At 60.8% G+C, this 26,941-nt stretch carries 16 protein-coding genes and 2 pseudogenes; 15 read left to right on the top strand and 3 right to left on the bottom strand.

What is annotated here, in order from left to right; all coding sequences use genetic code 11:
• Window positions 1–134: 134 nt before the first annotated feature.
• The 11 genes and pseudogenes from ONB25_02365 to ONB25_02415 all read left to right on the top strand — a co-directional run bounded on the left by ONB25_02365 (window position 135) and on the right by ONB25_02415 (window position 14,630).
• Complete coding sequence (locus ONB25_02365; protein MDZ7391731.1) at window positions 135–1,070, top strand: radical SAM protein; 936 nt, start codon at window positions 135–137, stop codon at window positions 1,068–1,070.
• Between the two features lie 81 nt (window positions 1,071–1,151).
• The gene (locus ONB25_02370) at window positions 1,152–2,132 is read left to right on the top strand and encodes a thiamine pyrophosphate-dependent dehydrogenase E1 component subunit alpha (protein ID MDZ7391732.1); all 981 of its coding nucleotides are present in this window, start codon (window positions 1,152–1,154) and stop codon (window positions 2,130–2,132) included.
• A 4-nt stretch (window positions 2,133–2,136) separates the two neighbouring features.
• Window positions 2,137–3,162, top strand: coding sequence for a pyruvate dehydrogenase (locus tag ONB25_02375; GenBank protein ID MDZ7391733.1), 1,026 nt, complete (start codon window positions 2,137–2,139; stop codon window positions 3,160–3,162).
• Window positions 3,163–3,502: 340 nt separating this feature from the next.
• Window positions 3,503–3,790, top strand: a pseudogene (locus tag ONB25_02380) (MGMT family protein).
• A gap of 43 nt (window positions 3,791–3,833) precedes the next feature.
• On the top strand, window positions 3,834–4,709 hold the full coding sequence (locus ONB25_02385) for an MBL fold metallo-hydrolase (protein MDZ7391734.1): 876 nt from the start codon (window positions 3,834–3,836) through the stop codon (window positions 4,707–4,709).
• A 466-nt stretch (window positions 4,710–5,175) separates the two neighbouring features.
• Entirely contained in the window at window positions 5,176–6,006 is an 831-nt protein-coding gene (locus tag ONB25_02390; GenBank protein MDZ7391735.1) for a carboxymuconolactone decarboxylase family protein, read from the top strand.
• Between the two features lie 45 nt (window positions 6,007–6,051).
• Window positions 6,052–7,725, top strand: a complete 1,674-nt coding sequence (locus ONB25_02395; protein MDZ7391736.1) for a Type 1 glutamine amidotransferase-like domain-containing protein — start codon at window positions 6,052–6,054, stop codon at window positions 7,723–7,725.
• 63 nt (window positions 7,726–7,788) lie between these two features.
• Window positions 7,789–9,318: a radical SAM protein gene (locus ONB25_02400; GenBank protein ID MDZ7391737.1), complete on the top strand. Its 1,530-nt coding sequence runs from the start codon at window positions 7,789–7,791 to the stop codon at window positions 9,316–9,318.
• 45 nt (window positions 9,319–9,363) lie between these two features.
• Window positions 9,364–9,765: a RidA family protein gene (locus ONB25_02405; GenBank protein MDZ7391738.1), complete on the top strand. Its 402-nt coding sequence runs from the start codon at window positions 9,364–9,366 to the stop codon at window positions 9,763–9,765.
• 2 nt (window positions 9,766–9,767) lie between these two features.
• Window positions 9,768–11,747 (top strand): SpoIIE family protein phosphatase, encoded by a 1,980-nt coding sequence (locus tag ONB25_02410; protein ID MDZ7391739.1) that lies wholly within the window; start codon window positions 9,768–9,770, stop codon window positions 11,745–11,747.
• 366 nt (window positions 11,748–12,113) lie between these two features.
• Window positions 12,114–14,630 carry a tetratricopeptide repeat protein gene (locus tag ONB25_02415; GenBank protein MDZ7391740.1) on the top strand — a complete coding sequence of 839 codons (2,517 nt, stop codon included), beginning with the start codon at window positions 12,114–12,116 and terminating at the stop codon, window positions 14,628–14,630.
• 15 nt (window positions 14,631–14,645) lie between these two features.
• Here the strand turns inward: ONB25_02415 and ONB25_02420 are convergent, their stop codons facing one another.
• The 3 genes and pseudogenes from ONB25_02420 to ONB25_02430 form a co-directional block, all read right to left on the bottom strand.
• Window positions 14,646–16,469 (bottom strand): HEAT repeat domain-containing protein, encoded by a 1,824-nt coding sequence (locus ONB25_02420; protein ID MDZ7391741.1) that lies wholly within the window; start codon window positions 16,467–16,469, stop codon window positions 14,646–14,648.
• 34 nt (window positions 16,470–16,503) lie between these two features.
• Window positions 16,504–17,001, bottom strand: a complete 498-nt coding sequence (locus ONB25_02425) for a hypothetical protein (GenBank protein ID MDZ7391742.1) — start codon at window positions 16,999–17,001, stop codon at window positions 16,504–16,506.
• Between the two features lie 257 nt (window positions 17,002–17,258).
• Window positions 17,259–18,443: pseudogene (locus ONB25_02430) on the bottom strand (acetate kinase).
• Window positions 18,444–19,740: 1,297 nt separating this feature from the next.
• On the opposite strand from ONB25_02430, the gene ONB25_02435 reads away from it, so the two are divergent.
• The 4 genes from ONB25_02435 to amrB form a co-directional block, all read left to right on the top strand.
• The gene (locus ONB25_02435; GenBank protein MDZ7391743.1) at window positions 19,741–22,032 is read left to right on the top strand and encodes a PAS domain-containing protein; all 2,292 of its coding nucleotides are present in this window, start codon (window positions 19,741–19,743) and stop codon (window positions 22,030–22,032) included.
• A gap of 419 nt (window positions 22,033–22,451) precedes the next feature.
• Window positions 22,452–23,570: an AmmeMemoRadiSam system radical SAM enzyme gene (amrS, locus tag ONB25_02440; protein MDZ7391744.1), complete on the top strand. Its 1,119-nt coding sequence runs from the start codon at window positions 22,452–22,454 to the stop codon at window positions 23,568–23,570.
• Window positions 23,571–24,019: 449 nt separating this feature from the next.
• A complete protein-coding gene (locus tag ONB25_02445; GenBank protein ID MDZ7391745.1) occupies window positions 24,020–26,305 on the top strand; it encodes a T9SS type A sorting domain-containing protein in 2,286 nt (761 codons plus the stop codon).
• Between the two features lie 386 nt (window positions 26,306–26,691).
• Window positions 26,692–26,941, top strand: a 250-nt coding sequence (gene amrB / locus ONB25_02450; protein ID MDZ7391746.1) for an AmmeMemoRadiSam system protein B, incomplete at its 3' end; no start/stop codon positions are given.

Below are 26,941 nucleotides of genomic sequence, written 5' to 3' on the forward strand. Positions count from 1 at the left end.
CTGTGCTGTCCCGTCGTGAATTTCTCGCCGCCTGTACGGGGCTTTGCTTCGCTCATCTGGGGAAAGCGAGCGCGTCCGTCTTCTCACTGGTGGGGCCGAAGGCCTGGAAGGAAAGCTCCTCCAGCGAAGAGCGCATACAGACGTGGGAGCCCGCTTACCTCAAGCTCCACCGCAGCGGCGAACTACGGGAGCGGGGCGAAAAACTGTGGGAGGTCATGCGAAGCTGCCAGCTGTGTCCCCGACAGTGCCGCGTCAATCGGCTGGAGGGTAGCAGGGGCTTCTGCCGTGCCTCTGCGCAGTTGGAGATCGCCTCCTTTCATCCGCACTTTGGCGAGGAGCGGCCGCTGGTGGGAAAAGGTGGCTCGGGGACGATCTTCTTCACCAATTGTGGTTTGCGCTGTGTTTTTTGCATCAACTGGCAGATAAGCCAGGAGGGCGAGGGAGAGGTCAAAGAGATTGCCGAGTTGGCGCAAATGATGTTGCGGCTGCAGAAGATGGGGTGCCACAACATTAACTTGGTGACACCCACCCACTATACGCCGCACATCGTCCGCGCCGTGGATCTTGCTGCGGCCAAAGGCTTGCGTGTGCCTCTGGTGTACAACACATGCGGCTGGGAGCGTGTGGAGATTCTGCAGCAATTGGATGGCATCGTGGATATCTACCTGCCTGACTTTAAGTACGCCAGCGGGGCGATGGCAGCAAAGTACTCCTCTGGCGCGGCGAGTTACCCGGAGGTGACCAAGGCGGCACTTTTGGAGATGCACCGCCAGGTGGGGGTGGCTCATCCCGGCCCTGATGGCCTGATGCGCAGGGGGCTCATGATCCGCCACCTGGTGATGCCCAATCGCGTGGCAGGGACCAAAGAGGTAGTGGAGTGGATCGCTACGCATTTGCCCAAGGATACATACGTTAACATCATGTCCCAGTACCGGCCGATGTACAAGGCCTTTTCCTATCCGGAGATCGCGCGGCGGCTCACCGTTGATGAATACCGAGAGGCGGTGACCTGGGCACGCGAGGCTGGTCTCACCAATCTGGACATTCAGGGCTTCGCGGGTGTGGAGTAAGCCTCCGTCGATGCCAGGTGCGAGGTCGCCGAGAAGGAGTGAGCGGTGATTGGTCCTGACCTTTGGTGGCTCTATAGGCAGATGCTTCGCAGCAGGCGTTTTGAGGAAGCGGTCAAGCGCCTGTGGGAGCAGGGCCGCATCTCGGGCGAGATGCACCTGGGTGTGGGGGAGGAAGGTGTGGCCGCAGGCGTGGTTGCCCACCTGAGTGAGGGCGATGCGCTGCTGCTGGACCACCGTGGTACGCCGCCCTTGGTAATGCGCGGCGTGGATTTGGTGAGTTTGTTGCGCGAGATGCTGGGCGACCCCCGCGGACTGTGTGGTGGCAGAGGTGGACATATGCACCTCTTCTCCAAAGAACGCCTGATTGCCAGTACGGGCATCGTGGGCGCCACGGCTCCCTTGGCCTTGGGCTTTGCACTCGCTGCCCTGTTCTTACGCCCCGGGGCCATTGCCGTAGCCTTTTTCGGCGACGGCGCTATGAACCAGGGGATGCTGCTGGAGTCTTTCAACTTGGCTGTGGCGTGGAAGCTGCCGGTTCTTTTTGTGTGCAAGCGAAATGAGTGGGCCATTACCACCCGCACCGCGGCTGTGACCGGTGGAGAGCTGGCACAGAGGGCCCAGGGATTCGGGATGCCGGTGTCGGAGGTGGATGGGAGCGACGTGGAGGCGGTTTGGCAGGCGGCCGACCACGCCATCGGCCACTGCCGGCATGGCCGGGGCCCCTACTTCCTTCTGGCCACCTGCCCGCGCCTGGAGGGTCATTTCTTAGGTGATGCGCTTGTGCGGGTGGTGCGTGAACCGGGTACAGCTTTGCGTGAGGTGCTGCCGCCTACCCTTCGCGCCGTCTCTGGCAGGAAAGGTGCGGGCGTTGGGGAGCGGGCCGACGCGCTGCGCGCGCTCCTCGGCATCATTGGCAAGACCGCTGCGCCTGGCCTCCGGCATCCGCGCGACCCGCTGCGCAAGGCTCGGGCAAAACTCGCCGGGGACCAGGAGCGTCTGCGCAGGACGGAGGCAGAAGTAGAAGAAGAAATCCGAACCGTCCTCAGGGCGGCGGAGGTGTAGGCAGATGGCGAGGTCGCCAAATAGACAGATCGGCTTCTCGGAGGCCGTGGATGCAGCCTTGGCTCAGGCCATGGCCGATGACGAGCGCATCATCCTTATCGGCGAGGATGTGCACACCCTGCATCTGGAGCTGTTTGTCCGCTTCGGCGAGCGGCGGGTGCGGGCTGCGCCCATCAGCGAAGCCGCCTTTGTGGGCGCGGCAGTGGGAGCCGCGATGGCGGGATTGCGCCCAGTGGTGGAGGTGATGCTCATTGATTTCGTGGCCGTGGCGGCCGACGCCTTGGTCAATCATGCCGCCAAGGTGGAGGCCATGTCAGGCGGGGCCTGGCAAGTGCCACTGGTGGTGCGCGCCACTTGCGGGGGCGGGTATGGTGACGGTGGGCAGCACGAACAGAGCCTCTGGGGGTGGTTGGCCCACATTCCAGGGCTGGCCGTGGTGGTCCCCGCTACTGCGGAAGATGCAGGAGGCCTGCTGTTGGGGGCGCTGGACTACGGCAGACCTGTGGTATTCCTGGAACATAAGATGCTATCGGAAAAGTGGCTGGAGTTCTTAGGGACGGGGGGCCGCTCCACCGTGCACTTTGACCTGCCAGCAGCAGGGGTGCGCGGCAAGGCGCCGCGACGGTGGAAAGCAATCCCCTTGGGACAGGCACTAGTTCGCCGCCAGGGCAGTGACCTCACTATCGCCACGCTGGCGCTGGGTGTGCACCAGGCCTTGCAGGCGGCGGAGGTTTTGGCTGCGCAGGGCATCTCAGCGGGTGTCATTGATCTCAGGTGCGTCAACCCGCTTGACCGCCACACGGTTTGCCAAGAAGTGCGGCGCTCCGGGAGGCTGCTGGTGGTTGACGAAGACTACCGAGACTGTGGGCTCTCCGGCGAACTTGCGGCCACAGTCCTCGAGGCGGGGTTGGATGTTCGTTTCGCCCGCGTCTGTACCGCCCAGACCATCCCGTATGCGCGGGCCATGGAGGCCGAGACGCTGCCCAACGTGGAGAAGATTGTCGCAGCGGCCCAGGCCCTCCTGGCGTGAGGCGGAGGCCAGGGCTTGAGTGCTATCCTGGCAGCAGTGCCCGCTGCGCGCCCGGGTGACGGAAAAACCGAAGAGGAGGCTCATGAACAACGTCCATCGCATCGACGTGCCGACTGTCCTGGGCGAGGTGAAATTGGTATGGCAGGAGGAAGATGGGTCACATCGCGTGCTGAGGATCTTTCTCCCCGGGATGGAGCAGGAGGTGCAAAACCTTTATCCCACTGCCCTGCCCGCGCACTGTGCAGAGGTGGACGATTTGGCGGAGGGCATCCAGCGGTTCTTAAGCGGGGAAGCGCTGCAATTGCCACTGGAGGCGCTGGCGCTCGACCGTTGCCCTGTATTTCAGCAAAAAGTGTTGCGTGCGGATTGGTGTATCCCGCGTGGCTGGGTAAGCACTTATGGGCGGGTAGCAAAGCATCTGGGTCAGCCAGGTGGCGCGCGCGCAGTGGGCAGGGCCTTGGCTACAAACCCCTTTCCCATCGTCATCCCTTGCCATCGCGTCGTTGGGGCTGACGGCCGCCTGTGCGGATTCGGCGGCGGGATGGCCATGAAACGCGTCCTGTTGGAGCTTGAAGGCGTCAGCTTCGATCACGACGGCAGAGTGGTGATGGAGCGAGTTTACTACTGAGTCCGAACAGCTTTGCATGTATGTCGCTGAGGAGAGTCCGAGAATGGTCATCCGCTGTTGGGGCGCACGGGGGTCTATCCCTGTATCCGGGAGCGAATACCTGCGCTTCGGCGGGAGCACCACGTGCTTAGAGCTCCGCAGTGCCGAAGGCCACACGCTCATTGTAGACGCTGGTTCCGGCATTCGGCGCCTGGGCCACCAACTCCTGACGCGGGGCGAGAAGCGCTATCACCTGTTCCTTACCCACACGCACCTTGACCACGTGATGGGCCTCCCCTTCTTCCGGCCTGTCTATGACAGTGAGGTCACCCTGGACATCTATGGCTGCCCCTTTACCCATAACTCGATGCAAGATCTCCTGTCCGAGACACTCCGAGCCCCAACGTTTCCCGTGGACTTACGTGCATTCAAGGCGCACATTTCTTACCATAGCCTGGATGCCACACCCCTTGCCATTGGTGGCGTGACAATCCGCACCATCTACCTCAGCCATCCGAACCGAGGCGTGGGGTACAGGTTTGAGGAAGGGGGACATGTACTGATCTTTCTTACGGACAATGAGCTGGCCTTTCGGCACCCCGGCGGGCTGAGCTTCGACGACTACGCAGAAGCATGCGCTCGTGCGGACTTGCTCATTCACGACGCGGAGTTCACTCCGGAAGAATACGTGGTGACACGTCGGTGGGGGCACTCTACCTACACCGACGCGCTCCGTCTGGCAATGGCGGCCAAGGTAAAAGCATTTGGCCTCTTCCACCACAATCAGGACCGCACCGACCACGCACTGGAGCAGATCGTGGAAGAGTGTCGGCGAGCCGTCCGCGATGAAGAACCGCACCTGTCCTGCTTTGCGGTGTATGAGGGGATGGAGCTGACGCTGGGCGCCCCAGCCACGGCCCTCCCTGAAGTCGGGGGATGACCCATACAGGGCGCGACAAGGCACTCCTCGTCACGGAGGCGCTTCTTGCTAAAGCAAGGAGCTTCTTCACGAGGCGCAGTCCCATGTTCGGCAGCTAGAGTGGGTTCCCGGAGGAAAACTGCTTCGCCAGTTGGGGTGCTCGAGGCGGCAAGTGTTGTTTTCCCCCCTTCAAACTGACAGGCGGGGAGCCCCCTCGCGGGACACCGTGGCGGGTGCGGAACCTGGCGGCGTGCATTGGGACACGGGGACGCAACGAGGTGTAGCGGGTCGTGCTCGGCCGGCCGTCGATGCGCCCCGGGCGGGTGGAGATGAAGCTTTGGCAGCCTCGACTATCGTCAATATGCGAAGTCTTCACGCGATTCTTGGGGCGCTGGACCCTCCACGATGACTACGCCAGTCTGTAGTCTCTGCGCGGCCCTTGACTGTTCAGGGCATGCCAAGATACAGAGGCAGCTGAGGAGTGTTTATGGGCGAAGATCGGATCGGGCAGTTCAAGAGAGAAAGAGATCACCTGAACCGCATTGTGATGAAGTACGCTGGGCTGGCAACCAAGCGCTTCTACAGCCTGGACGCGCAGGTATATCGCCCGGGAGTGCTGCCGGCGCGGACAAAGGAGCTGCTGGGGCTGGTCGCCTCGCTAGTGCTGCGCTGCGATGACTGCGTCACCTATCATCTGATTCGATGTCACGAGGAGAAGGTGACCAGCGAGGAGGTAGAAGAAGCCCTGGCCATCGGCCTGGTGGTGGGCGGGTCCATCACCATACCCCATCTGCGGCGGGCGTTCCGCACCTGGGACGAGCTGCACCAATCATCGACCAGCCGGAGTTCGGTCGCTCTGCCCGCGCACTATGCGGCCCTGCTCCGGACCATAGCCAGCATCGTGCAGTGGCCCTCCGGGCGTGAGCAGAAGCTCCAGGCGATCTGCACCATGCTCAAGGAGCAGGTGCGCCATTTTGACTGGGTGGGGTTCTACTTGGTGGAAGGCAGCAGTGACTGGCTTGTGCTTGGCCCGTTTGCCGGCGCGCCCACCGAACACGTGCGCATTCCGTTTGGGAAGGGGGTCTGTGGTCAAGCGGCAGCACAACGGAGGACTGTGGTCGTCCAGGACGTGAGCAAGGAGGAGAACTACCTGGCGTGCAGTCTTGAGGTCAAGTCGGAAATCGTTGTGCCTTTGATGAAGGGTGAACAGGTGTTGGGGGAGCTGGACATCGATTCCCACACGTTGGCGGCCTTCACTGAGGAGGATAGACGTTTTTTGGAAGAGGTGTGTCAGGTGCTCGTTCCGTTGTGGGACTGAACCGGCGAGGGCAGTGAGCTAAGCAGTGGACTTGGATCATTCGGCATGAATTCCTTTTCGAATAGAGCGGTGCAAGGCCTCTTTTTAGGCCTGTCCGCGTGGCTAGGGCTTGTGTTTCGCGTGGGGCCGGCTGCGGGACAGGGGGCTCTCCTGCTTATGGGTGGCGGCGACGATCGAGGTTCCTGGGCATACCCTGTGTTCCGCTGGTTTGTGCAGCAGGCCGATTCGGGCAAAATCATCAATATCGATGTGGACGAAACGGCGGCCAGCTACGCAGCAACGTTCAGGTCGTGGGGGGCTGCAGCCACCAGTCACCCGCTCCAGATCGCCACGCGCGCCCAGGCTAACGACTCGGCAGTCTATCGTGAGCTTGCCTCGGCCTCGGGCATTTTCATAGAAGGCGGTGACCAATGGGACTACGTGTCCACCTGGAAGGGCACTCTGGTGGAACGCGCCATCGAAGAGGTCTTTGCCCGTGGCGGGGTCATCGGAGGGACCAGCGCCGGACTCGCGGTGCTGGGCGAGGTAGTCTTCGACGCTGCTTACGGCACGGCATACCCCGAATACGCGGCTTATGACCCCTACTACTCTCGTCTGCACTTTACCGATGACTTTCTGGACATTCTTCCGAACGTGCTGACCGATTCCCACTTCCAGACTCGTGCGCGCCTTGGGAGGCTGGTGCCCATGTTGGCCCGGCGCATTCAGGACCATGGGCAGACGGATCTGCTGGCCATCGGTGTCGATGAGAAGACCGCCTTGTGCGTCAATCCTGACATGACGGCGATTGTTTACGGCCTCGGTTCGGTGACCTTTCTTCATGCGGGACATGATTCGCGCATCGTGTGCCGGCCAGGCCGCCCGGTGACGTTCACCGACATCCGCTTTGACCAACTGGTGGATGGCGCCGTCTACGACCTGGCCACACGCACCCTGCGTGAACCTGGTCCCTACCTGCGCGCACTGTCCGAGCCTTACACGAGGGGGACCTTTGTGCCCCTGGTCCTTTACGGGGCGGCCGATAGCACCGCGGAGCTGGGCCAAGTGGTAATCAGCAACCTGACCACCGGCGAGAATAATGCTTTCTATGGCCGACTTCTTCAGGTGCCAGGCCGTGGACTTGTACCCCAGACGGTGATCATGCCGCACCTGTGGACTAGCCGCGCCTATGCGCCAAATCGTCTCGTAGGTGGCGAGTGGGGCGTTGCCACGAACCCTCGGTGCACAGGGCTTTTTCTTGCCGACAACAGCGTGTGTACCCTGTCCGCTGAGGGTATCATGACGGTCGAAGGCCTGGCGTACGTGTTGGATATTTCAATCGCTACGCATGCAGGCGTGTCCCCAGGCACCAATGTGCCGGGCATTGTGGGCGCCAGGCTCCACTTCCTGGCAAGCGGTGACCAATACGACTTGGCTAACCAGCGGGCGGTGAGTCCTGTTGAGCCAGGGAGGCACATTCCGCGGACTCATCTGATAGCGCATAGCTTCCCCAATCCCTTCGCAGGTACTGCCACTTTTGAGTACTTCGTGCCGATGCCAGGCCACGTGCGATTGGACATTTTCAACCTCTGCGGGCAAACGGTGGAAGTACTGGTCGACGAGCTCGTTACGTCCGGCTGGCACCGGGTGCAGTGGCGGTCCTCTCTCCCTGCTGGCCTATACCTGTACCGTCTCACGACCCAGACCGGCTGTGTGCAGGGCAAATGTGTGTCCAAGTGAGTGGGCACGGTGTGGAACACCCACGCCAAGATCAATCGTATGCCCAGAATGGATTGAGCGAAGATGGGGCGGCCTCCTCGCATTTTGCTGGTCAACCCCTGGGTGCACGACTTTGCGGCCTATGACTTGTGGGCGAGGCCACTGGGCTTGCTCTACGTAGGTGCAGTCCTCCGGGCCGCAGGGTGTCAGGTTCACCTGATCGACTGTCTTGATCGCCTCCATCCCGACGTGGTGGCGAAGGTTGGCTTGCTGGGGGCTCGTGAGGATGGTACGGGCAAGTTTTTCCGCCAGGCGATCCCTAAACCGTCAGCGCTCCGGCACGTGCCGCGCCGGTTCAGCCGATACGGGATGCCGGTAGAGGTCTTCGACCGCTTGCTCCGCGCCTGTGCTCGTCCTGATGCCATTCTTGTCACCACCGGCATGACGTATTGGTACACCGGGGCCATGGAGACGGTAGGCAGACTGCGAGAGGCTTTCCCTGGTGTCCCAGTCGTGGTGGGCGGTATCTACGCCACGTTGTGCCCGGATCACGCCCGTCAGACCTTGGCGCCCGATGCGTTGGTGGAGGGCCCGGCGGAAAACCAGGTGGTCAGGGTAGTCAATCGGGTGTGTGGCTGGTCTCTGCCGGAGCCGCGCTATGAAACGCTTGATGAGATACCTTTCCCCGCCTACGAGCTTTACCCGCGTTTGGAGGCGGTGGCCTTGTTGACCTCGCGCGGCTGTCCCTACCGGTGCACCTTTTGTGCGTCCAGTCTGCTCACCGGCGGGCCGGCACAGCGGGCTCCGGGGGCGGTAGTAGAGGAGATTGCTTATTGGGTCAAGCGGGGCGTCCGCCACGTGGCTTTCTACGACGATGCGCTGCTTTTCCGCGCTGATGAGCACATCAAGCCTATCCTTGAACTCATCGTGTGCCGTGGGTTGAAAGTGCAGTTTCACACGCCCAATGGCGTGCCGCCGCGGGCCATTGACGCAGATCTTGCAGTCCTGCTCCACCGTGCTGGTTTCTCTACGCTGCGTCTCAGCTTCGAGACCATCAGCCGAGAACGACAGCATGACATGGGGTCCAAGGTCACCGCGGAGGACCTAGCACGCGCCCTGCATTATTTGGAGCATGCAGGTTTCCAGCGGCAGCGTGTGGGTGTCTATCTGCTCATGGGATTGCCTGGCCAGGATGTGCGGGAGGTGGTGGAAAGCATCCTTTTTGTAGCAGGTCTTGGGGCGAGTGTGCACCTGGCCTGCTTTTCTCCCATTGCCGGAACCCGCGAATACCAGCGCGCAGTGGAGTGGGGCCTGCTACCGCCAGAGGTGGACCCGCTGCTGTGCAATGAGTCGGTGTATCCGTTGAGCGACAGCCGGATTGGCTTTTGGCACTACGTCCGGCTGCGCAACTTTGCCACGAGCCTTAACAGGAGGATTAGAGCTGGGCACCGATTGGCTCCGTTATTGCATGCGGGTGAGGTCGTCGATGAGATCGTGCATCCCCGGTTTTCCAGCGTGGAGGAGTTTTTGCGTCGGTTTGAAAGGGTGAGGGCTAAGACTCGCACCGAGGCGAGTGCCCCTCGCACAGCGCATTTGAACTCAGAGGAGGAGTAGGCCGTGCGTGCGTATGTCATCGCTACTGTGATCACGGGGTGTCTGATTGCGGGGTGTGAACAGCAGGGACGCCAGGTGATTGCCACCTCAGGCGCGCCGGCGGCAATTGGGCCGTATAGTCAGGCGATCAAGGTGGGCAAGATGCTCTTCACCGCCGGGCAGATTCCCATTGACCCTGCTACCGGCGAGTTGGTGGCCGGCACGATCGAGGAGCAGACCCGGCGAGTGCTCGATAATCTCGGCGCGGTGCTCAAAGCGGCAGGCATGGACTTTGGCGACGTGGTGAGCGCCACTGTGTACATGGATGACATCGCCAATTACCCCCGCATCAATCAGGTGTATGCCGAATACTTTCCCCATGACCCGCCGGCGCGGTGCGCCATGCAGGTGGCGCGCCTGCCCAAGGGGGCAGCCCTGGAAATCGCCCTCGTCGCCGTGAAGGACTAGGGATGAAGCGTCTGCAGAGCCTCTGGGTGAAAATGACCCTGGCGGTGGTGGTGCTAGTGGTGGCCATCATGGCCTCGGTGAGCTATTTTTTCAGCTATCGCGAGCTGAAGGCGGAGCGGCGGGAAGTGGAAGGGCGCATCGAGCGCTTGGCCAAGCAGATTGCCTCCATTCGCTTGGCAGAGACTGAAGGGTGGTACGTCTATCAGAACTACATCGACAATCTCATTCGCGCCGATTTCAGCCGCGACCTCGTGTACATCGCCATCTTTGACGAGCGCGACTCGCTCACGGCCTACGCACTGAACCGGGAGTGGCTGGACTTGGGTAGGCGCGAGCTGTTGACCAGCGATGAGGAGCGCCAGGTGGTGCGGCTCCTGTCCCAAGGGGCGGTGGCCGAGGAGAGTCGCGCGGATTTGGGCAGCGTGCCGGTGCAGATTCGCGACGCCGAGCGCTCCTATGGCACAGTGGAGGTCGGCTTTTCCCTCGTGGAGCTGAACGACGCCTTCCGTCGCAAGCGGCTGACCAACTTTCTCCTGTTGGCAGTGTTCACCGCACTGGGCGTGGTGACCTCGGCGATCATGAGCTATCGGATAGTTACCCCCCTGCACCGGCTTGCCAGGGCGATGCAGCGCATCTCTGCAGGCGACCTCACCAGCGATGTGCGCGTGCGCTCATCTGACGAAATCGGTGAGCTGGCGCGCACATTCAATGCCATGGTCGTGGGTCTTCGGGAAAAGGCTGCCATTGAGGGGTTGACCCGGGAGCTGGGCTTCACGTTTGAACTGCGACGAGTAGCCCAGTTGGCAATCGAGAGCATTCAGCGAGGCATAGCTGCGCGACGGGCCGTGCTCTTTGTGCAAGAGGGTGAGGAGGGTGGGCGATTTCGGGCGGTTTGGGACTCGGCCCGCGGGGAGGTGGGGCGTTCCAGTCCTTGCCTGGACCTCACCTCTGCAGCTCCATTGCTTGCACGGAAAGAACCACTTCCGTACCCTTTCCGCGGTGAAGGTCAGACCGCACGACTCCTTCGGGCTGTGGCTCGCTCCTTGCGGCCGGAGCCGTGCGCGCTGGTGGTGCCACTGTGGGCACGCGATGAGCTGGTGGGGGTGTTGGCCTTGTCCGCACCGAGTGACCGCCAGAGTTACTCTGACCGCGACCAGACATTTCTGGTCACCCTCGGTACGCAAGCGGCCCTGGCCATCGATAACGCCTTGCTCCACGTGCGCCTAACCGAACAGGAGAAGTTGCGGCGCGAGTTAGAGATTGCGCGGGACGTCCAACGGAAGCTCCTGCCCCAGGGTAACCCGCACCTGCCCGGCTGGGATATCGATGGTATCTGCCTGCCAGCAGCTGCCGTGGGAGGGGACTACTTCGACTATCTTGAAGTGGGTCCGGAGAAGCTGGGGGTCGTCATCGCTGATGTGACCGGCAAGGGGACCTCTGCCGCTTTCTACATGGCCGAAATCAAGGGGATCATGGTAGCTCTCAGCACCGACTACCAGTCCCCGGCGGAACTCCTTTGCCAGCTCAACCGCAAGCTTCGGCAGCGCCTGGACCCGCGGGTGTTTGCTACCGTGGCCTATGGGGTGATTGACCTGGGCAGCGGCAGACTGCGCCTGGCTCGTGCCGGCCATTCAAGCGTGTTGCTCCGTCGTGCGGCGGGCGTTGTGGAGGCCCTCCTGCCGCCGGGCATCGCCGTGGGGTTGGCGGATTCCGCCCTTTTTGACGCGCACATTCACGAGTGCGTGAGCACCATCGCCCCAGGCGACACGCTCGTTTTTTACACCGATGGCATCACCGAGGCAATGAACCAGCGCAGAGAAGAGTTTGGCGAGCAAGCGCTCATCTCAATGGTTTCAGAGAGAACGGTGGTGAGTGCGGAGAGCCTCCGCAAGCAGATACTGCGGCGGCTGCGCATGTTCACCGGGCGAACACCCCTCCACGACGACGTAACCCTCGTCGTTGTGCGGCGGCAGATTGCATAGACAATGGCAAGGGAACCTCGCCCAGGGCCAGCTGAAAAACAAACGGTTGAGGACTCACCGGAAAGGCTACCCGCCGATGTTCTCAGGGCAAGCATCGGCAGTCCCGACCCTTGCCAAACTGCCCTCTGGGCTGGACGGAACGCCCACGGAGAGCGTCGACCTTCGAGGTTCATGGGGCGGTCGTGCGGCAACTCGCTTCCAGAGCGCGGCACAATGCATTCTTTTGTCGCAAGGCTCATTACCCTCATTGAACCTCTACGAAATTGGGCCGGCTGCTCTGGCGCCGTGTGAGGTGGCAACAAATGCTTGACGGCCGTGTGGCTATCGAGATGCGCGGAAATAGTACTCGGAAGAAGGAGGAAAAAGGTGCGACGACTGTGGTTAGCGAATGCGGCATTGCTGGCGGTAGGTGTTTGCATACTGGCAGGGTGTAGCAAGGAGCCGCGGCAACGCAAGATCAAGTTGGCCGAGCCCTCTGGGACCGCACAGCCAGAGGTGCGACGCCGCACCGAGGCGACCTTGCAGCTGGCTACGGGCGAGCGCAAGACCATCGTCGTCACCTACTTTGACAACCTCACTGGTGACCGCGACCTGGAATGGCTGCGCACCGGCATCACCGACATGCTCATTGCCGACCTATCGCAGTCCCACCAGCTCACGGTTGTGAGCCACGAAGGGTTAGTCAATATCTTGCGGCGTCTCGGTAAGGAGACCTATGCCACTGCCGACGTGCGGGTAGCCGCCATGGTTGCACGAGAAGCAAAGGCCGAGGCTTGGCTCACCGGTACCCTGCAGAAACGCGGTGATTCGCTGCGCATCGAGGCCAAGCTCTACGATGCACAACGTGGTGAGCTTCTCAGGAGCGATTCGGTTTCCGGTGCGGGTCTGGAACGCGTCTTCACCATGGTGGACGAGCTCACTCGCAAGGTCAAAGACGGCTTGCAGCTTTCACTCCGCGACGCGAGGGAGCGCGCCCTGGCCGTCACCGAGGTGACGACGAGTTCTGTTGCCGCCTACCGCCACTACATCGCTGGATTCGAGCAGCAGAACAAACTCTACTTCCAGGAAGCGGTGGCGGAATACCAGAAGGCGGTGGCTCTGGATTCGGCCTTCACCTCTGCATATCTCCAGCTCGCGTACTCGTTCGGTGCACTGGGGCAGCATCAAGCCGCGCTGCAGGCCTTGGCAACGGGGGTGCGGCATGCCGACAGGGCCTCGGAAAAGGAGCGCACCACTCTCCTTGCCCTTTATCACATGCTCAGCGGCAATGTTGCCGAGGCGTTCAACCTCCTGGAACGCGCCGTGCCGGAAGACCCTTACGACAAAATGTTACATTTTCAGCTCGGATCGTGGAGCTATGGGATGGGGTGGTACGACCGCGCAATCGATGAACTGAAGAGAGTCATCGAGATCGACCCCCAGTTCAAGCTCGCCTACAACACGCTGGCATACGCGTATGCCGCCCGTGGGAGGTATGAGGAGGCGGCCTCGGCGCTGAAGCGATACGCCGAGCTTGCACCGGACGAGCCCAATCCTTTAGACAGCATAGGTGAGATTTACTTGATGATGGGCAAGAACAAGAAAGCTCTGCAGATGTTCCGCAAGGCCCTCCAGGTTAACCCAAAATTCTACCACAGCACCAGGCATATTGCAATAGCCAATCTGGAGATGGGCTACTATGACCGGGTCTTGGCAGCTGTAGAAGAATTGAAGTCTCAGGCTCCCGTCCCAGAGACACGAGCCGACGTCTACGTGCTCAGCGCTGCCGTTTGCGCCCTCCAGGGGAGGAAGGCGGAGGCCTTGGCCCACTTGGACTCGGTGCGGGCTTGGGACTCGCTTTCGGTTGCGTACCCCTACATGGTACGCGTGCTGGAGGTGGATAGCACCTCCATGCGGGAGTATGATGACGAATGGTTTGGCAGAATAGCGGCGAATTTCCCAATGGTCATGGCTAACCCCAACCTTTTCTTGTCGTCCCTGGTATTCGCCCTGCGTTTTGATGTCCATGCTCGTGAGTTCGCCCAGTTACTGGCCCAGCACGCGCTGATGTCTCCGGAAAGCGGGCCGTCCGTATCGCTAGCGGCAGTGCAGCCTGCCATGATCTACCTCGGCTATGTGCGGGAAATGATAGCGCGGAGTAGCCAATTTGACCCGCGGATGATGGCCTACGCGCCGGACCTCGGCGCACTTTACTGGACCGCCTACGGGCGAGCGCTCCTGCGGTCTCCTGCGCCCCACGACGACCTTTTGCAGTGGACCCAGGGCTATGCGGAGTTTGCGGCGCGGAGCGACAATCGGAGCTACGAGCTGGCGGCATGGTTGAGTGCAGCGCTGGTCCACCGCCGCGCAGGCGAGGAGCAAAAGGCAGAGGCGATTCTGCGTGCGTTGGGATTTCCAGGCGAGGAGCATTACCTGGTGCTCGGTCCGTTTGACAATCTGGATGGCTTCAATCGCGGATTCATCCGTGAGCGGGCAACCTCTTTTCCCGCTACCGTGCGCCACAAGGGTCAGATCATGCGTTGGCGTTCGGCGGGTGATGACCTGGCGGACGGCTTTGTGGACTTGTGGTCGCTCTTGGGGCGAGGCCTCATGGGGGTCGCCTATCTGCGCCTGGAATTCCGCGTGCCTACGAGGCGCCAGGCTCAGCTCCGATTTGGCTACCGCACCGGCCTGCGGGTGTGGCTCAATGGTGAGCAGGTGTGGTATCACAACGGTTCGGAACGGGCAAGCCTGGACGGGCGGGTGGTACCGGTCCAGCTGCGCGCAGGCCGCAATGTGCTCCTGCTGAAAAGCACACAGCGCGTGGGCGAGTGGGGTTTCTATCTCCGCATTACGGATGAACAAGGGCACGGGTTCGAGGATATTGAGTATCTCACTCCCTGAACCCGCACCCTTGAGTTACGAGCGAGCGGCGCTCAGCTTGTTCAACGCTTCTTGTTGGATGGCTTTGGCGCGAGGATGTTCGTCTTTGCGGTTCACCGCCTTGGAGAGTGCCGGGACGGCCTGCTGGTCACCGATTTCACCCAGCGCCCGTGCGGCACGCAGGCGCACCACCCAGTCGTCGCTTTCCAGCGCATCAATGAGCGCCGGCACAGCCTTGGTGCCAAAGTTCCGCAGGGCGTCCTCGGCACTTTGGCGCACGGTCCAGTTTGGATGCCGCAGGGCGTTAATCAGCGGGGCAATGGCGCGTTCTTCGCGCATGTTCCCCAGCAGGCGGGCTGCCTGGGTACAGACAAGCCAGTCTGGGTCGCCAAGAGCAGCCAGGGCCGCGTCCACCGCCGCGCTAGACTGGATGCTTGTCCACCGGATGGTGCGGAGAGCCTCGGCGCGGATGTAGGGATCGTGGTCTTCCCGGGCGGTCTGAGCCAGAAGCGCCACCACCTCCTGGTTGGCGAATTTGCCCAGCGCCCGCACCGCCTCGAGGCGGACATTAGCCGAATCGTCCTTCAGGCTCTTTTCCATGTGGGGGATCAGGGAGCTATCGCCCACCTCACCCAGCAAGGTGAGTGCCCCACATCGGCCCCAGGCGGCGCAACCGATCTTGACCAGCGCCTCCTGGGCCGCCTCAGCCACCTCCTGGTTGTCTCCGGCCACGAGCTGCTTCAGCAAAGGCACGGCCCTGTGCTCTTCCAAACTGCCCAGGGCGTTGATGGCGCGTACCTGCGCTGTCGGATTGGTGCCATCTGCGGCAGCAGCCAGCAGATCCGTGACATCGCTCTCGTTGACGGCGAGGATCTTGAGCAGATGGGGTACCACGGCCGCCCCATATGGTTTGAGTGCCGCGATGGCTGCGCCCCGTACGGCAAAGTAGCTGCTGGACAAGTGTTTGACGAGGTACGGCAGCGCGGCCTGGTCCCGGATCTTGCCCAACGTGAGAATGAGGAAGCGCAGCGGGGTCTTGTTCCGCTCATAGTCCAGGGCGCGCAGCAGAGCGTGGGTCGCTAGCGAGCCGAAGCGCACCAAGGCCTCGCTGGCAGCCCGCTGGACATTCTCGTCGGTATCGCGCACGGCGGCCACTAGTGGATCGATCGCCCGCGGGTCGCCGATCTCCGCCAGGGCGCGCACGGCGGCAGCGCGGACAGTAGCCTCCTCATCGCCCAGCGCCTGAACCAAAGCCCCCACCGCCTCCGGAGTGCGCATCTCCCCCAAGACGCGTGCCACGTGCTGGCGCACGCGCACATTCGGGTTGCCCATGCTCTCGATCACCATCTGGAGGCTCTGCGGTGCCATCTGCACCAGTCCGGAGATCGCCAGGTCCACTACCGGCTGTTCCTCCAGCGCCAGCATGCGCAGCAGAATGCGCCCCAATTGCTCGTCGCCCGAGGCAACAATGTCCGCGACCTTTCTTTGCAAGCCGGTCAGGGCTTCGTTGCGCACGAGCCACTCTTCGTCGTCGGCTGCTGCAATGAGCGTCTCGATCACGCGGTGGTCGCCCAGCGCGCTGAGCACCGACACCGCCGCCCAGCGCACGCGCATGTCCAGCGAATTGACGATCCGCGGCTTGCTCAACTCCTCGATCGCCTCGCTGGCGCCCAGTCGACCAAGGGAAATCACTGCGGCCTGCTGAATCTCAGGCAGAGGGTCGCGCAACTGGGCGATGAGGCTTTTCACTACAGCTGGCTGTTCCACCGAAGGGGCCTTGCAGTACCCAAGGGCGATGATTGCCTCGCGCCGTTCGCGCCAATCCCCTCCAGAGGTCGCCTGGTGGATCAAAGCAGACACCGACATTTCAGCCGTGGTGCCTTGAGGATCGTGGCTACTTCCGTTCGATGACACCATGGCATGTGTCCTCAACGTCAAAGGCGGTCACACTGTAGCTGCAGTCGATATTTGCCAGGTACTTGACCGCGGCGCGAAACGCCCCGATCCTGGCACAGGTCAAATCGCGCAGCGTAGCTCCACTGGCGAGCAGCTCCTTGCAGCTTTTCACATACGGGCAGAGGTGCACGGTGACCTCCACCCGATTGGGATTCACCTCTTTGAGCTCCAGCTGACTGGCGTCCCGAAAGAGCTTGGCCCGCACGCCGATCTGGATGTAATTGTCAAGAGCCGACTTGATGGAGTCGCTCTTGGGCACGACAAAGCCATAGTCGTTCTCTAAGGTGGAAAGGTAATTGTCTACTGCATGCTCATAGGCACGTTCGCAGAAGGTGCGGGGGCGCGTGCCGTGGAAATCCCGTGCCGTCTCTTCCAGGGCGGTCAGCCAGCTCAAAGCGACCACCCACCCGGCTTTCTCATTGTCCAGCTCTCGCATCACTTGCTCCTCGAAGCCAACGCTTCCAATTTCTGTTCGGACACGCGGTCGAGTCCGAGTCGTTGCAGTTCGTGCTTCACCACGTGCATGCTGATATGTTTGCCGATGCGCTTGTTTAATTTGGCCGTAAGCTCGTACAACGGCAGCCGTGGATTCTCTGACCACAGCAGCACCAGCTCGGCGCGGTCGTCCGGCGTGAAGGCAGCCAGTTCCTTCTGCAGAACCTCCTCCGCAACAGGCCTTTCTACCTCCGCAGCCAGGGACTCGAGAATGCGCTTGGTGTCACGGGCAATGGCCAACTCCTCGTTCGTCTTGATCACCAGAACCTTCACCTTACCCTTGCTGATCTCCACGGCATTCTGCGCGTTTTTGTCCTCGTCGATGTCAATGCCCAGGGCATGGAGATTGGCGAGGGCCGTGCGCCGCACATAGGAAGAATTCTCCCCGATGCCTCCGGTAAAGACGATGGCATCTACGCCGCCCAATACCGCGATGTAGGCGCCAATGTACTTGCGCACGCGATAGCAAAAGATTTCCAGAGCCAATCGGTGACGCTCGCTGCCGCGCGCAGCCTCAGCCTCTATCTCGCGCATGTCATTGGTGGTCTCGGTCAGACCCAACATGCCGCTGCTCTTGTTCATGAGGTTGTCAATTTGGCGAGTGTCCAGCTTCTCGCGCTCCATGATGTACGAGACCAGCGCGGGGTCGATGTCGCCGCAGCGAGTACCCATGACCAACCCCTCTAGCGGGGTAAAGCCCATGCTGGTATCGACTGACTTGCCATGCAACACAGCCGTAATGCTGCTGCCGTTGCCCAGGTGGCAGGTGATGAGCTTCAGCTTTTCGATTGGCTTGCCCAGCACCTGTGCCGCCTGATGTGCCACGTACATGTGGGAAGTGCCATGGAACCCATAGCGACGGATCCCCAGCTTCTTGTATAGCGCATAGGGCAGACCATACATGTACGCGACCTGGGGGATGGTATGGTGGAACGCGGTGTCGAACACCCCCACTTGGGGGATACCCTTCAGGAGTTGCTCACACGCCTCAACGCCTTTGAGATTGGCGGGGTTGTGCAAAGGGGCAAATTGGATGCAGCGGCGCACGCCAGCCTTTACCTCTTCCGTGATCAGCACCGACCCGGTGAACTCCTCGCCGCCGTGGACCAGCCGGTGACCAATGCCTGCGATTTCTGACTTGTCCTTGATCACCCCGTGCTGCGGGTGCATGAGTGTCGCCAACACCAAGCTGATAGCAGCGTCGTGGTTAAGGACCTCGCGGGTCTCCACGATCTTATGAGAGCCCTTCGGTTGGTAAGTGAGGCTGGCCTCGCTGGAACCTATGCGCTCCACGATCCCTTTAGCCAGCACATCTTCCTTCACCATGTCGAAAAGTTGAAACTTGATCGACGAACTGCCACTGTTTATCACCAGCACCTTCATCGTCTCTCTCCTTGTGTCCCGTCACAATTGGCCCGTCCCGCTGGGGCCCACCGCATCTACACCTAACGTGCCAATAAAGTTATAGAGAAAATGGAAATAAGCAAGGGGAAAAAATGAGTGGCGTTCAGCCTCGTGTGGTCGTGCCAAGAGTTCGGCACATGTCTGAGCGTCTGTTCGCCTTTGGTGCCCAACTGGCAATCAGTACCCCTCCTCGAGGTATGACCTATTCGTCAGACGGAGCCTAGATGGTGTACCGGGGATTGCGTAGAGGGCTACGATCCATGAGCGAAGAATTGGTGGAAGATGTAGGGTCAATTAGTGTGGAGGTTTTCAAAAGTTTGTAGCATAGCCTCTGCAAGAATGGAGGGAAAGGCGATCTGGTTACGACGTGATGAGAGGCATCCGGAGCATACTTGACCTGCGGTTGGCAATGGTCGAGCGTGCCGCAGAGGAAGCAATATCCCATGGGCCTCGCCAGTATGGTGCTTTACCAGGAATACGGTGCCGAAATAGTTGAGGCGGCTCAGAGAGCAATGGATTCGGGGGCTTGAGGGCCGGAGCAAAACCCCCAAGGCATATTCCTCATAAGACCTCAAAAAGGATGGAAGAAAAGGTCATAGAGCTACGGAAGAGCCATCCGGCGTGGGGGCCGGGAGATTGAGGAGGCATTGCGAGCGTCGCATCTGTACGGAGTGGTGTATGCTGGTATGCATACGTGAGGACGGCGGACGGTGCCCGTGCGACTCTGCTTGCCCGGCACTTGGTTTCTTCATGCGAGCACTATGGGGTCGACATGAGAGAGGTAATAATGCAGACAGACAATGGGTTAGAGTTCATAGGGTGTGTGCGAAAGGCAGGTGAGCGTGCGTCTAAGCAGGTTGCCAATGGCTTTGGTGTCAGGGACCGGCGGATAGCGCCGGGGGCCTTTACGTGGCGAAGTAATCGGGAGGCTTTTGATAGGCTGATGGAGGACGAATTCTGCGACACAAAAGATTACAGGGACGTGGAAGGTCCGCCGCGTATGCGTTCTATTTTAACTTTAAGAGAAAGAAAAGACATAGGGGGCTCGAGACACGGGCGAAAATACACGAGGACAGTGGGAGTAGAATTTCTCTTAAGTACTCGACTCACCACTTGTGATTCTAGATGATCATCTTGAGGATTTCATAAAAGGGACAATGGGGGTCATCCCGCATTTTCTTGTAAGGCGATTTATCGCTTGACTTTTAGATAATTTTTTATTAATTAAGACCAGTAGGCCATAGCTGGTGAACGCGGGTGACGTGGTTGAGGGCTCATGGAGCGTATACAGATTCTCCTGGCAGACCAGGACCAGTCCTACCTCGGTGACGCGCAGCGCATTCTGCGGCTGTACAATGAGCAGTATGTGCTTGAGGGCGTGACCTCGGTTTCCGCGATTCTCGACAAGATCACTTCCGATAGCGTCGACCTGCTCCTCTTGGACTCCCACCTGGACAATGGTGACTACCTCTCAGTCCTCGACCAAGTGGTGGGACTTCGTCCGGACCTGCCCGTGGTGGTATTGGTAGATGACGGGCGGGACGACCTGGCGATTGCTGCACTACGCAGGGGGGCGTACGACTATGTCATGAAGTCGAAGGGCTATCTCACGACCTTGCCATTTACTGTACGCAAGGCATTGGGGCATAGAGCCCTCAAGCGAAAGGCGACCCCTGTCGTGGAACGAGTGGAAAAAGCTGGGGTAAGGCGACCTACCCCTCAGAGGAAAGAACCGACGTTTGTTCCTTCGCGCCCTGAGCCGGAGCCAGCCACGGTCAGCACGCCAACAGCTGCTGCGGCGAAGGAGCCCCTTTTTGCTCCTCCAGAGGGGGAAACGCCGCCCTCGGTGCCTCCGAGGCATACCACACCTGAACCTGTCTTGTCATTCGCAGCACCGGCCGATGAGCTCTTCGCAAGAGAAGAGGCGCCTTCCTCTCAGGTTCCCCCTTCTTCACCGGCCCCGGAGCCTACTCAAGCCACGCGCGCAACCCAGACTATCCCCCCAAAGGAACAGCCCGAGGAACCCACCGGCCTCTGTGTGGTGGATCAGAAGCTGCGTGTCCTTTCCGCCAATAGGGTTTTGGAGAGCCTAACCGGCTACCGTGAGGAGGAGCTACTCGAGTTGACCCTGGCGGACCTTCTGCCGGAGCAAGAACAGGACCGCCTGTATCGCTGGCTCGAGACTGTTGTGGCTGGCGAAGCTGCGCCATTGCCGGTCACCTTGGTGGGCAAAAAGGGAGTGCGCGTGGACGCCGAGGTGACGGCCACCCCTTTCCGTGAGGGGGACGGTCAGGTGGCTGGCTACAGGGTGCGCGTCCGCCAGGCGCTGCAGCCTGCTCCCGCACCCGAGGAGGCGCCCAGAATCGACCAGCTCAAGATGGTCGATGAGCTGGCGGCCCTTATTTCCACTTCTTATGGACGACCGTTGTCGCTGTTGCTGGACTTGATGGCCAAGTTAGTGTGCCAACTGTTCCGGTTCAAACGATGCACGGTGGCGCTGTTGGACCGTCGGCGCAAGGTATTCATCAAGCAGGCGATGGTGGGCTATCGCAGCACAGGGGACCAACCTCGCGCACTGGAGGTGCCGGCCGAGGTCATCGATCGCGTCTTCGCAAAGAAGTACCGGGTGAAGGTGCTTTACTTCAATCGCGAGCTACGTGATCCCCGAGCTGGGGTGGGCCCGCTGATCGAAGAGCGCCGCACGCAGGAGCGCCGCCCGGCCGGCCAATGGCATCGCCGCGATCTGGTCCTGGTCAATCTCATGGACGCCGAACGCCGCACCTTTGGCTACATCTCGCTTGACGATCCGCTGGAAGGATTTGTTCCTGGGCGTGACACGTTTCATAACCTCGAGATCTTTGGCCGGCTGGCCGCGCTGATAATCGAAAACTTCTGGCACTTCTCTACCCTTGAGCGCCGAACCCGTCGCTTGAAACAGATCCTGGCCACCAGTAACATCTTCAAACTTTACCTCAGCCTGTCTGAGCTGCTAAAGGAGGTAGTCTGGTCCATCAAGTTCTCGCTGGACTTTAACCTGGTGGCGTTGGCGCTGGTCAGCAAGCGGACGCAGCTCCTGGAGATCAAGGCGGTAGCTTGTGAGGATAAGATCAAGCAGCTTCAGATCGGCGAGCTGACGTTTGAGCTGGAAGAGGTTGCCCGTCTCCTGCAGGAGCGCTACCGCCGCAATCGTTCCTACTTCATCGACCGCGAAGAACCGGTCCTGGCGCCCCTTAAGGCCATCTACAAGCCGGCCATTGGCAATGGGCAAGAAGGAACCTGGCCGTCGTGTGGTCTGGTGTTAGTGCCGCTGGTTTCGCGTTCCGAAAAGATCATCGGCTTCCTGGTGGTGGACGACCCGTTGGACGGGCGCGTGCCCACGATGGAGACAATCCGCACGTTGGAGATGCTTGCCAACCAGGTTGCCATCGCCATCGACAATCGGGTCATGTACGTTGAACTCAAACGCCAGCTTCTGGAAGCCACCGGCGCGGCGAAGGAGAGCCCCGAAGAAACAACCGAGGCAGAAGCGGGGGGCTTACGCAAGCTGATGGATCGCCTTTTCCACTGACTCCCGCCCCCTAACCGCCGAGGCACGCAGCGTCCCCACAGGGGGCGAAATGGCCGAGCATCCTCTATGACTCACACCATCCGCCGCGCGGATCGGCGTTGTTTGTGGCGGGATGAGCAGCGACAGACACACTCCTTGAATGTGCGTGCCCCCTGTAACTGACCGACGACACCTCCGCCGAGAGCTTCTCTGCTCACGCCGCGCGTTGGTTTCCACTGGGACTGAAGGGGAACTCTTCAGGCCGCCTGCGGAGTCCGGCGTAGACGGGAACACAGAATCGTTCAGGGTTCGCCCATACGAGTAACTCAGGACTGTGGTTCGCAACGCGACAAAACGGGGTGCGGCGAGTAGAGCTTTGCAGTCGAGTGCCCAGCGCCCCCCCTCAGAGGCAAAAAGGCATTTATCATGAGGTGAAGCTCATGAGCGAGCAGTTAAGCAGGCGCTCATTCTGCAAGCGCTGTGCAGCCGCCATGGCTGCACCGGCTCTCCCGAGCCTCCTGATGGGCGGAGGCAGCCCCGCTGTGGCGAAGGGGATAGAGGCCCGATACTATGAGAAACTCCCCGACCAGAGGATACGGTGCGTGCTCTGTCCCCGGCGCTGCGTGGTAGCACCGGACAAACGGGGTTTTTGCGAGGTGCGTGAGAATCGCGGTGGAGTCTACTACACGCTGGTTCACTCGCGGCCGTGTACCGCTAACGTCGACCCCATCGAAAAGAAACCGTTCTTCCACTTCCTCCCAGGCACCCAGGCGTTTTCCCTGGCCACGGTGGGCTGTAACGTGGATTGCATGTTCTGTCAGAACTGGGAGATTTCCCAGGCCCGTCCGGAGGAGGCGCAGAGCTATGATCTGCCGCCTGCTGCAGTAGCACGCCTGGCCCGTCAGTACCGTTGCGCCAGCATCGCCTATACTTACACCGAGCCTATAGTGTTTTCCGAGTATGTGCTGGACTGCGCCCAGGCCGGTAGGCAGCAGAATGTGCGCAATGTCATGGTGAGCAACGGCTTCATCAATCCTGAGCCGCTCCTCGATCTCTGCGGCGTGCTGGACGCCATCAAAATCGACCTCAAAGCCTTTCGGCAAAAGTTCTACACGGAAATCGTCCAGGGGTTCCTCAGGCCGGTCATGGACACGCTGGTGACGCTCAAAAAGCAGAAGAAGTGGACGGAGATCGTCTACCTGGTCATCCCCACCAAGAACGACGACGAGGGCGAGATTCGCGAGATGTGCCAGTGGGTGGCCAGCGATCTGGGCAAAGAAACCCCTGTACACTTTACGCGCTTTCACCCCGAATACCGGCTGCGCAACCTGCCGCCCACACCGGTGAACACTCTGCGGAGGGCTCGCGAGATCGGTCTCAAAGAGGGGCTGTACTTCGTCTACGTAGGGAACGTGCCAGGGGAGGAGGGGGAGAACACCTTCTGCCCGCAGTGCGGCAAGGTGGTGATCGGCCGCGTGGGGTACACCATTCGCGAAAACAATCTCCGCAACGGTCGCTGCGGGCACTGTGGTGGCGTCATTGCCGGAGTGTGGGAGTAGCCGGTGGGCGACGGGCGACCGGTTGGGGAATTCGGATACTCTCTGGCATTAGGTGACAGTCCCACCGATTCCTGGCGGCTACGGTACGCACGGCGCAACTGATGAGCGGAAGTTGGTGGTCAGCCGAAGCCGGACCTGGGGAAAGAGCCGGGGTGGGCACCTAGAGCTGGTTGGCTTTGCGACAAGGGGTGATGTTGACCGTCCCTGGGCTTACGGTGGAAAGGGCAGAGGGAGGCGCAATTGGCCGCCGCAGTTCCCGCGGGGGATGGGGCAGGGTAAAAGGGGCCTGTCCCCATGGCAGGATCTGCCGAGTGATGGTGAGTCCCGAATGAACTCATCGGGGAGGGGGCGAAACAATCCTTTATGAATTGGGGCACAAGCAAAAAAGGAGGGTTTTGTCGGGCGTGTCCCGGCATGGAGAGTAGATTGCAAAAGAAGGAGGGGCCGTCATGTTATCGAACAATCTATTTCAAAAGGTCTGGGTTCCTTACCTTCTCACCATGTTTGCGGCCGGGAGTGGACATTCACTGTCTGCGCCCATGGAAGGTTGGATAAGCACGGGCCCTGAGGGCGGGTTTGTCTTCGCTATAGCTGTCAACCGGCAAAACTCAAATACCGTCTACGCTGCGGTGTGGACGCGGGTGCCGATAACAAGCACATATGGCTGCTTGACCGAGGAGTTAGGGTGCTGGGAGCTAAGCAGCATAGGGGGCGGGTTGTTCAAAAGCACCAACGGCGGGTCCTCCTGGGAGAGGGTGCTGTCCAAGGACGTGTGTGCCGTGGTGATCAACCCGCAGGATTCGACCACCGTTTACGCCGGCACATACGGCCAGGGCGTGTATAAGAGCACGGACGACGGCGCGCACTGGAGTGAGGTCTACAACGGGCTAACCAGTCTCGATGTTGTCGCCCTGGCGATTGTCCCGCAGACTCCGGCCACTCTCTATGCCGGGACATGGGGCGGTGGGGTGTTCAAGAGCACCGACGGCGGCGGCAATTGGAACGCGGTCAACACTGGCTTGACTGAAAAGTACGTTCTTGCTCTCGCGATCGATCCTCAGACGCCGACGACCCTCTATGCCGGGACCAGTGGTGGGGTGTTCAAGAGCACGGATGGCGGTGCCCACTGGAGCGTGGTGAACACTGGCTTGAGCAACACTACTGTACATGCCCTAGCGATTAATCCGCAGTCCCCGACGACCCTCTATGCCGGGACATGGGGTGGCGGTGTGTTCAAGAGCACCAACGGGGGTTCCTCCTGGAACGCGGCCAACAACGGGCTTACCAACTTGACGATTCAGACCCTTGCGATTCACCCACACTCGCCGACCGTCCTCTATGCCGGAACCTCCGGCGGCGGCTTATTCAAAAGCGTGAACGGCGGCTCGTCCTGGAGCCCGGCCAATGCCGGCATGTACCATGGCTGGGTGTGGGCCTTAGCAATAGACCCGAACAGCGCGGGCACCCTCTATGCCGGGACATTCGGCGCCGGGATCTTCAAGAGCACCAGTGGGGGTGCCTCCTGGGGTGCGCTCAACACCGGCTTGCCTAGTATCGAGGTTTCAGACCTGGTGATTCACCCGCAGAGCCCGACTACTCTTTATGCTGGCGCACCGTGGAGCGGTGTTTTCAAGAGCATCGACGGGGGGGCGTCCTGGCATGCGGCCAATAATGGCCTCACCTCCCCCTCCGTGACCACCCTGGCGATCGACCCACAGAATCTGAATACCCTCTATGCTGGGACTTCTGAGGGCGTATTCAAGAGTGCGAACGGCGGCGGCAACTGGAGCCCACTTGGCAGTGGCCTGACTACCTCGCACGTTCAGGCCCTTGCAATAGACCCGCAAGATCCAAACAACGTGTATGCCGGAACATTTGGAGGCGGCGTGTTCAAGAGCGCGAATGGGGGCGCTAACTGGAGCGCGGCCAACGCCGGTCTGACAGAACTCCACGTCTACGCCTTGGAGGTTGATCCTCAGACGCCCACTACCTTGTATGCAGGCACTGGCGGTGGGTTATTCAAGAGCGTGAACGCCGGCTCATCCTGGAGTGCGATCAATACTGGCCTCGGGGATCTCAACGTACGCTGTCTAGCGATAGACCCCCAGGACCCGAACACGCTCTATGTGGGGACATATGGTGGCGGTGTGTTCAAGAGCACGAATGGGGGTTCCTCCTGGCACGCAGTCAATAATGGCCTGACCTATGCGTGGGTTGGGACCCTGGCGATCCACCCAGAGACGACCACCATAGTCTACGCCGGCACCTACGGCCCAGGTGTGTTCCAAAGCACCGACGGCGGTATGTCCTGGAGCGCAGTCAACACTGGGCTCCTCGCAGGCCGGGTCTATGCCCTCGCGATGGAGCCCCAAGACCCGTCGACCCTCTATGCGGCGACCAATGCCGGCGTCTGGAAGCGGCCTTTGTCGGAGATGGGCACCTCGGTGGAGGAAGTTGCTGGCCGAGGCCTTCAGGAATATGACCTTGCCCAGAACTATCCGAACCCGTTCAATTGCCAGACCGTCATCAGGTACCAGGTACCGAGCGCTTCTTGTGTGAGATTGACCCTGCGTGACGCTTTGGGCAGGGAGGTGAGGGTGCTGGCCGAGGGCTGGGTCGGGGCAGGGGTGCATGAGGCGCGGCTTGAGGCTTCGCAGCTCCCGAGCGGTGTCTACCTGTACTGCCTGGAAGCTGGTCAATTCAAGGCGGAGAAGAAGCTTCTGCTGGTGAAGTAGCGCTGATCGCGCTATCGTGTGTCGAGTGCCGCCAAGGACGCTCGGCTGCCTGGAGGGCAGCGTGGAAGCTCCAGAGGCAAGCCGGATGCTCAGGGCTGGGTGCAGCCGTAAGGGGCCTCGATTTCGTGGGCCAATAGCATTTCTCTGCCGGATCTGAGGCAAGGGGAGCAGTCCCGCGACCGGGGCACGAGGAGGAGGCGGCTCAGCAGTAACCTACTATGCGCGCCGAGGAGGGAAGGAGAAGTTATTCCGGGTCGAACAGGGATGCTTGCGCCGCCCACGCGGAGAGCGCTATCCTCCAGACCCCGGATCGGGGGCACTTTTCTGGTGAGACGCGCTGCGCTTTTTGGATGCCGCTTGACAAAGGGAATTCGGAGGAGTGGACAGTGAGCGAAACAGTTTTTGCGCGCCGTATGACTGGAGTGTTCCTACTCTGTGGAGCCCTTGTCTGTGCCTTTTTGCCTACTCTTTCTATGGCGCAGATTCGTCCTCCTGCGGTGGCAGGTGCGTGGTATGCAGACAATCCGGCAGCCCTGCGTGCCACCATTGAGAAGTGGTACGAACAAGCTCTGGACGCGCAAGTGGATGGCGAGATTGTGGGACTGCTTGCACCTCACGCCGGCTACGTGTACTCGG

The organism is candidate division KSB1 bacterium (genome assembly GCA_034506335.1).
Classification (GTDB): domain Bacteria; phylum Zhuqueibacterota; class Zhuqueibacteria; order JANLFK01; family Oleimicrobiaceae; genus Oleimicrobium.

Bases quoted from the DNA above. Each gene is read 5' to 3' on its own strand.
- ONB25_02370 (MDZ7391732.1), top strand. From the start codon at position 1,152: ATGCTTCGCAGCAGGCGTTTTGAGGAAGCGGTCAAGCGCCTGTGGGAG.
- ONB25_02375 (MDZ7391733.1), top strand. From the start codon at position 2,137: ATGGCGAGGTCGCCAAATAGACAGATCGGCTTCTCGGAGGCCGTGGAT.
- ONB25_02385 (MDZ7391734.1), top strand. From the start codon at position 3,834: ATGGTCATCCGCTGTTGGGGCGCACGGGGGTCTATCCCTGTATCCGGG.
- ONB25_02390 (MDZ7391735.1), top strand. From the start codon at position 5,176: ATGGGCGAAGATCGGATCGGGCAGTTCAAGAGAGAAAGAGATCACCTG.
- ONB25_02395 (MDZ7391736.1), top strand. From the start codon at position 6,052: ATGAATTCCTTTTCGAATAGAGCGGTGCAAGGCCTCTTTTTAGGCCTG.
- ONB25_02400 (MDZ7391737.1), top strand. From the start codon at position 7,789: ATGGGGCGGCCTCCTCGCATTTTGCTGGTCAACCCCTGGGTGCACGAC.
- ONB25_02410 (MDZ7391739.1), top strand. From the start codon at position 9,768: ATGAAGCGTCTGCAGAGCCTCTGGGTGAAAATGACCCTGGCGGTGGTG.
- ONB25_02425 (MDZ7391742.1), bottom strand. From the start codon at position 17,001: ATGCGAGAGCTGGACAATGAGAAAGCCGGGTGGGTGGTCGCTTTGAGC.
- ONB25_02435 (MDZ7391743.1), top strand. From the start codon at position 19,741: ATGGAGCGTATACAGATTCTCCTGGCAGACCAGGACCAGTCCTACCTC.
- amrS (MDZ7391744.1), top strand. From the start codon at position 22,452: ATGAGCGAGCAGTTAAGCAGGCGCTCATTCTGCAAGCGCTGTGCAGCC.
- ONB25_02445 (MDZ7391745.1), top strand. From the start codon at position 24,020: ATGTTATCGAACAATCTATTTCAAAAGGTCTGGGTTCCTTACCTTCTC.